7 protein-coding genes and 1 other RNA gene are annotated in these 6178 nt (G+C 60.3%); 2 read left to right on the top strand and 6 right to left on the bottom strand.

Features of this window, described 5'->3' with window-relative positions; all coding sequences use genetic code 11:
* Window positions 1-18: 18 nt before the first annotated feature.
* Entirely contained in the window at window positions 19-291 is a 273-nt protein-coding gene (locus SOM61_RS15960) for an IS110 family transposase (protein WP_320474991.1), read from the top strand.
* A 665-nt stretch (window positions 292-956) separates the two neighbouring features.
* Here the strand turns inward: SOM61_RS15960 and SOM61_RS15955 are convergent.
* Both SOM61_RS15955 and ssrA read right to left on the bottom strand, forming a co-directional pair.
* Window positions 957-1481: a 3'-5' exonuclease gene (locus SOM61_RS15955; protein ID WP_320474986.1), complete on the bottom strand. Its 525-nt coding sequence runs from the start codon at window positions 1479-1481 to the stop codon at window positions 957-959.
* 104 nt (window positions 1482-1585) lie between these two features.
* Window positions 1586-1944, bottom strand: a transfer-messenger RNA (tmRNA) gene (gene ssrA, locus SOM61_RS15950).
* 150 nt (window positions 1945-2094) lie between these two features.
* Here ssrA and SOM61_RS15945 point away from each other — a divergent pair.
* Entirely contained in the window at window positions 2095-2952 is an 858-nt protein-coding gene (locus SOM61_RS15945; protein ID WP_320474985.1) for a class I SAM-dependent methyltransferase, read from the top strand.
* A gap of 42 nt (window positions 2953-2994) precedes the next feature.
* On the opposite strand, the gene SOM61_RS15940 is transcribed toward SOM61_RS15945, so the two are convergent.
* The 4 genes from SOM61_RS15940 to ompA form a co-directional block, all read right to left on the bottom strand.
* Window positions 2995-3603 carry a glycine zipper 2TM domain-containing protein gene (locus tag SOM61_RS15940; protein ID WP_320474984.1) on the bottom strand — a complete coding sequence of 203 codons (609 nt, stop codon included), beginning with the start codon at window positions 3601-3603 and terminating at the stop codon, window positions 2995-2997.
* 163 nt (window positions 3604-3766) lie between these two features.
* Window positions 3767-4474 carry an HAD family hydrolase gene (locus tag SOM61_RS15935; protein WP_320474983.1) on the bottom strand — a complete coding sequence of 236 codons (708 nt, stop codon included), beginning with the start codon at window positions 4472-4474 and terminating at the stop codon, window positions 3767-3769.
* A 5-nt stretch (window positions 4475-4479) separates the two neighbouring features.
* Window positions 4480-5184, bottom strand: a complete 705-nt coding sequence (ubiG, locus tag SOM61_RS15930; RefSeq protein WP_123070614.1) for a bifunctional 2-polyprenyl-6-hydroxyphenol methylase/3-demethylubiquinol 3-O-methyltransferase UbiG — start codon at window positions 5182-5184, stop codon at window positions 4480-4482.
* A gap of 201 nt (window positions 5185-5385) precedes the next feature.
* Entirely contained in the window at window positions 5386-6093 is a 708-nt protein-coding gene (ompA, locus tag SOM61_RS15925; protein ID WP_320474982.1) for an outer membrane protein OmpA, read from the bottom strand.
* Window positions 6094-6178 lie beyond the last annotated feature (85 nt).

The raw sequence follows: 6178 nt of genomic DNA, 5'->3' as shown, positions 1-6178 counted from the left end.
AAGACCACCGTCGCGCGCATCCTGGGGCATCTTGGGGATGTCCGCCGCTTCAAGAGCGCCAAAGCCTTGGCTGCATTTCTCGGCGTGACGCCGAAGCAAAACACATCCGGCACTTCCGTCAAAGGAAGGTCTGTCATCTGCCGGACCGGCAGTACATCGTTAAGGGCTGCGCTATTTATGCCGAGCATGGTGGCATGTCGCTACAATCCAATCGTCAAACAATTTGCGGAGCGCCTACTAGCCACTGGGCATTCAAAAAGGCCGTCATTTGCGCCATCATGCATAAGATGACTCACTTGATCTATGGCGTCATCCGCAATGGCAAGCCGTTCGACGCAAATTATTTGTCGAAACCACTTGCCATTCAAGACGGTATCTGACCCCATTGATGTGCAGATGATGTGACCTTGCTGATGTTGGTTGGTCTTCTATTAATCATCATCCTAAGGACTATCGAGCCACATGGCGTAATACCCTTCATCTGGAGCGCTGCAAATCCTCTACCTCGAATTTCTACAGAGCATTCGAAATGGGTGAGCTCGCCCAAGTGGCCTTCGATGATCGCGAGGCGAAAATCCTGTGCAATACGAGGAACCAGATTTTCGATCACCTCATCCCGGATGAGTACGCACACAGCACTTAATTTAGTCTCGACACGCAATTTCACGTGGATATGAAGAGCTGCGCCTTTGTTGGTTCGAGGTCCGCACATAGCTTCAAAAGATTGCTGATACCGCTTAGTGCCTAGCACCTCGATCCTGGACTGTCGGGGACCTGTTGTGACTGGTATTACCGAAGGAGAGCCAGTTGACAGCGCTTTGGTAGCTGGGCTTGGCGACGTGGTCGGGTGGGCACGTGCATCGCGGAAATATACCTCCAATGCCCAAAGTGTATCGTTCAGCGCGCGATGAGCTACGCTGTTTTCCAAGCCGAAGTAATCAGCAAGATGCACTAATTTACGGTTTGGTAAATTCGGCCAGGCTTCCCGAGCCCGGGGCCAGCGCGCAATGTCCGATATTCTTGAGCGGACGCCGACCGTGTCGGAATAGCGCGGCGTTAAGAAATTCTGTGTCGAAGTTGACGTTGAACGAGAGGACGTCATGATCGCTAATGAACTCGATAAATTCATCGAGCACGACTTCCATTTGGCGCTCTTCCCGGTGCGGCATATCGTTTGTGATGCCAGTAAGCCTGGAAATGAATGGTGAAAGTGGCTTCTCAATCAGTATCAGCTGCTGCATATGCGGGTGCGACTTCGCGCCCGGTACACACTTCACCGCCGCCACTTCGATGATCAGATCAGTTTTTGCGGACAATCCGGTTGTCTCGAAATCAAAAAAGACAATTGGGTTGCCGGTTGAGGGTAGTAGGTATCGTGCACAAACGAGGCGTAATTGGGTGGCGCGACCAAGGCGCTTGCCAACAGAACAGGTTTGCTCTCGCGAGTATAGCTGTACAGGTGCGCGTCGATTCTCGCGCATACTCACTGGAGGAAGAGCGCATAGAAGTAGTCGGCGACATCATGTCCGCCCAGACTACGGAAATGAAAAAGCCGCTGACGAATCAGCGGCTTTTTGAATGCGGTTGGTGGAGGCGGCGGGAATCGAACCCGCGTCCGCAAGCACTCTACAGACAGTTCTACATACTTAGCACTATCATTTAATTTGACCCATACAACGGGGATGTGCACCCTTTGTACAAGCGAGTTACCTTAAATTTCGGAAGCAACCAAGTAACCCGATTGATTCCTAGCCTCTGTAAATGACTCTACTAGTCTTGCGACTCACCCCAGAGGCGAGGTGTTGTAGAGCTAGCAGCAATTAAGCTGCTTGTGCGTACGAGTTATCGTTTGCAGTTATTGATTTCTGGATGTATTTACGAGGTAACCAGTCCTCGGTATGCCCTGCGCTGCTTTGCAACCCACGTCGAAACCAGGTCGCCCCCAACGTCAAGAACCTCTATTGTACTCCAAGCGCCGAGGATGTACAGCGCAGTTCCTTAGCGCCTGCTTAAAGTCTGTCACTACAAAAAACCTACAATGCATAGCTTAATTGCAATATGCTAATGGGATTCGAGATGCTGACGAGGACCGACATGACGTGTATCGTTTGTGGCAACGCCAAGGTGGCTGGTTTGGCCGGATGGCATGCAACCTGCCCGGCTTGCAACTACGAAAGCGCCGCCCTCAGCGTTGCCATCAATGCGCATAGCGGTCCCGCCGTGGACGAAGCCGAGCGTGAGGCCGGCCTCAAGGCGCTGCGCCTCGAAAACTTCCGCACCATCGTCGCCTGGGCCCGCCAGCATGTCGGCGTGAGCCGGCCGCGCCTGCTCGACGTCGGCAGTGCCCACGGTTGGTTCCTCGAGACGGCGCGCGAGCAGTTCGATGTGCTGGGCGTGGAGCCGGATGCCGTCGTTGGCGCCCGCGCCGCCGCGCGCGGTTTGCCGGTACGCTCCGGCTACTTCCCGGACGTGCTCAAGGAAGGCGAACGCTTCGACGTCATCGTCTTCAACGATGTGATCGAACACATTCCCGACATCCGCAGCGCGCTCGCCGCCTGCCACGCGCGCCTGCACGACGGCGGCATCCTGATCCTCAACCTGCCGAACAGCCGCGGCTTCTTCTACCGGCTCTCGAAGCTGATCGCGCGCCTGGGCTGGCGCGGGCCGTTCGAACGGCTGTGGCAGAAAGACCTGCCTTCGCCGCACGTCCATTACTTCAATCCACGCAATCTGCAGCAACTGGTGGTGGGGCAGGGCTTCAAGCTGGCCGAGGCGGCCGAGCTGCCGGCGCTGCGCGCCAAGGGCTTGCTGGAACGCCTGCGCTGCGCCGGCAATGTGCCGACCTTGTCGCTCTACATCCAGTACGTGGCGATCATGTGCGCGATTCCCGTGCTGCGCATGTTCCCGAGCGACATCATCGTCGGCGTGTTCAAAAAAAAGGCCGCAGACTAAAAGTCCGCGGCCAAGGGGAGAGAGAAGTAAGTTAGTGCTTGCTTAGCGGCTGTTGCGGTTGGCGATTTCGTTGCCGATGATGCCGCCGCCGATCACGCCGGCGACGGTCGCCAGCTTCTTGCCGTTGCCGCCGCCGACCTGGTTGCCGATCAAGCCGCCGATCACGGCGCCGGTGCCGATGCCGACATAATTCGGTTGCTGGGCCGGCGCCGGCTGCGAATAACGCGGTTCTTCATAGCGCACCGGCTGCGGCTTGGCGTGCACCACGCGGGTTTTCTCGACCACTTTTACCACCGGCTTTTCCTTGATGATCACGGTTGGCTGCGGCTGTACCTGGGCGACCGGCTGGGCATATGCCACCTGGTGGGCCGGGACCATCGCGGGCACCATCGCCGGCACCAGCTGCTGACCGTTAGCCGCCACTGGCGCCATCTGGCCAGGCTGGGCAACGTACCCGGCAGGAACCTGCATACCTGCCTGCGGCATCGCGTACGGCGAGGCGGCTGCCAGCGGCATGCTCGGCTCCGGCGCGCTCTTCGACGTCGGCAGCAGGCCGGTGATCGCGGCGGCGCCAGTCAGGCTGACGACGATGACCGACGCGGCGGCAGCGGCCATCAGTGGGTGGATGCGGTTGGTGGTCGTGGTTTCCATGGTCTGCTCCGTTTGGTATGGCGTGTTCGTATGGACGTAGATTACTGGCGAGCCGGACGGAGAGATAGACGTGCCCCTGTATCAATCGTAAATAGATGTAAGCATGCCGGCACAAAAGAAAACGGCGCCGGAAAGGGCGCCGTTGCAGAGAGTGATTGGCGCATCAGGCCGCGTGCTCGGCCTGCCGCGCAGCCTCGGATACCTGTCCCAGCAACGCCAGCAGCTGCGCCGGCGTCTCGAGCAGATAGTCCGCGCCCCAGGTCGACGGCTCGATCGCGCCGCAATAACCCCAGACGCAGGCGACGGTGACCATGCCGGCCGCCTGTCCGGCCTCGATGTCGCGCAGGTCGTCGCCCACATACCAGCACTGTTCCGGTGCAATGCCGAGGCGGCGGGCGCCTTCGAGCAGTGGGGCGGGGTGCGGTTTGGCGAAGCCCGTGGTGTCGCCCGACACGATGCAGCCGGCGTGCGCCAGCGCGATCTGCGGCACCAGCGGATCGGTGAAGCGCGACGGCTTGTTGGTGACGATGCCCCAGGCCATGCCGGCCTCGGTGATTCCCGCCAGCAGTTCGGGAATGCCGTCGAACAGGGTCGTATAGGTCGACATGGCGGACTGGTAGCGCTCGAACCAGGCCAGGCGTAGTTCTTCGTAACCCTCGTCGCCCGGCGCCAGGCCGAAGGCGGCGCCGATCATGCCGCGCGCGCCGGCCGAGGCGGTCGGGCGCAGCACTTCGTACGGGGTCGGGTCCAGGCCGCGCTCTGTGCGCAGCCAGTTCACGGCCGCGGCGAGGTCGGGCGCCGTGTCGGCCAGCGTGCCGTCGAGGTCGAACAGGATGGCACGCGGTGCCGGCATCACGGTAGGAAAAGTCATGTCGTTCAGAGCGGTTTGCTGCACGCCACCATGTAGTTCACATCGGTGTCGTTGTTCAGCGAATAGATCTTGGTCAGCGGGTTATAGGTCAGGCCCTTCAGGCCGTCGACCTGCAGGCCGGCCTGGCGTACGAACTGCGCCAGCTCGGCCGGCGTGATGAACTTGCCGTAGTCGTGGGTCCCGCGCGGCAGCATGCGCAGCACGTACTCGGCGCCGATTACGGCGAACAGGTAGGACTTCGGATTGCGGTTCAGGGTCGAGAAGAACAGGTGGCCGCCCGGTTTCACCAGCTTGGCGGCGGCGCGCACGATGGAGGCCGGGTCCGGCACGTGCTCCAGCATTTCCATGCAGGTGACGACGTCGAACTGGCCGGCTTCCTGCTCGGCCATCTCTTCGGCCGCGATGTGTTTATAGCGCACCTCCACACCCGATTCCAGGCTGTGCAGGTCGGCGACCTTGAGCGCCTTCTGCGACAGGTCGATGCCCGTCACCTTGGCGCCCTTGCGCGCCATCGATTCGGACAGCACACCGCCGCCGCAGCCGATGTCGATCACGTTCTTGCCGGCCAGCGGCGCGCGCGCATTGATCCACTCGAGGCGCAAGGGGTTGATTTCGTGCAGCGGACGGAATTCGGAGGTCGGGTCCCACCAGCGGTGGGCCAGTTCGCTGAACTTCTGGATTTCTAATGGGTCTGCGTTTGTCGTCGTCATGGCTCGAATAATAACCGACCTTCCCCGCCACGGGGTAGGTCGTCCCCGCGTAGGCGGGGAGCCAAGTAAATTTTCTCGGCGCAAAAACGTCGTCCCCGCGAAGGCGGGGACCCAAGTTTGCAAGCGTTTCGATCACGCTAGCAGAAATTGGGTCCCCGCCTGCGCGGGGACGACGTGCTTACGGCAGTGGCTTACAGCCGATTACTTGTTGACGGTACGGGTACCGACGACTTCGATTTCCACGCGACGGTTCTGTGCGCGGCCTTCGGCGGTCTTGTTGTCCGCTTTCGGCTGGCTTTCGCCCTTGCCTTCGGTGTAGATGCGGGTGTCTTCGATGCCTTTGCCTTTCAGGTAGGCTTTGACAGCCTCTGCGCGGCGGATCGACAGCTTCTGGTTGTAGGCATCGGTGCCGATCGAGTCGGTGTGGCCGACGGCGATGATGACTTCCAGGTTCATGTCGCCCAGCTTGGCGCTCAGCTCATCCAGCGAGGACTTGCCGGCTGGCTTCAGGATCGCCTTGTCGAAGTCGAAGAAGGCGTCGGCCGAGTAGCTGACTTTTTCCGAGGTCGGCACTGGTGCGGCCACGACTGGCGCAGGTGCTGGAGCCGGGGCAGGTGCTGCCGGTGGCGGCGGAGCGACGCACTTGCCGTTTTCAAGTTTCTCTGGCTCGACGCACAGTGGCGCATCGCAACCTGGGACCGCGTCAGCCGGGGTCCAGTAGCCGGTGCGCCAGCACAGGCCGAATGGATTGCGCGCGATCACGCCGCGAGCGTCTTGCACATAGGCGCTGTACGGGGTGCGGACCTGGATGTCGGTGGTCAGGGGAGCGTATGGTGGGGCGCTTTGGGCGGAGGCGACGCCCGCAATCGCGGCCGACGCTGCGAGCAGAACAGTGATCAGTTTCTTCATATTCTTTTCCTTTCGGTTAATTCCGTAGCGATTCAGACGAGCTCCATGTGTGGTCATAAGATTAACACGGCGGCCGTTCCGTCTG

The organism is Massilia sp. CFBP9012 (genome assembly GCF_034045115.1).
Lineage (GTDB): Bacteria > Pseudomonadota > Gammaproteobacteria > Burkholderiales > Burkholderiaceae_D > Telluria.
Note: the sequence above shows the minus strand (reverse complement) of the source record. Positions and strands in the feature narration are given on the sequence as shown.

What these genes read in the sequence shown, in the direction of transcription:
- SOM61_RS15955 (WP_320474986.1), bottom strand. Translation starts at nt 1,481, where the DNA reads ATGCGCGAGAATCGACGCGCACCTGTACAGCTATACTCGCGAGAGCAA.
- SOM61_RS15945 (WP_320474985.1), top strand. Translation starts at nt 2,095, where the DNA reads ATGACGTGTATCGTTTGTGGCAACGCCAAGGTGGCTGGTTTGGCCGGA.
- SOM61_RS15940 (WP_320474984.1), bottom strand. Translation starts at nt 3,603, where the DNA reads ATGGAAACCACGACCACCAACCGCATCCACCCACTGATGGCCGCTGCC.
- SOM61_RS15935 (WP_320474983.1), bottom strand. Translation starts at nt 4,474, where the DNA reads ATGACTTTTCCTACCGTGATGCCGGCACCGCGTGCCATCCTGTTCGAC.
- ubiG (WP_123070614.1), bottom strand. Translation starts at nt 5,184, where the DNA reads ATGACGACGACAAACGCAGACCCATTAGAAATCCAGAAGTTCAGCGAA.
- ompA (WP_320474982.1), bottom strand. Translation starts at nt 6,093, where the DNA reads ATGAAGAAACTGATCACTGTTCTGCTCGCAGCGTCGGCCGCGATTGCG.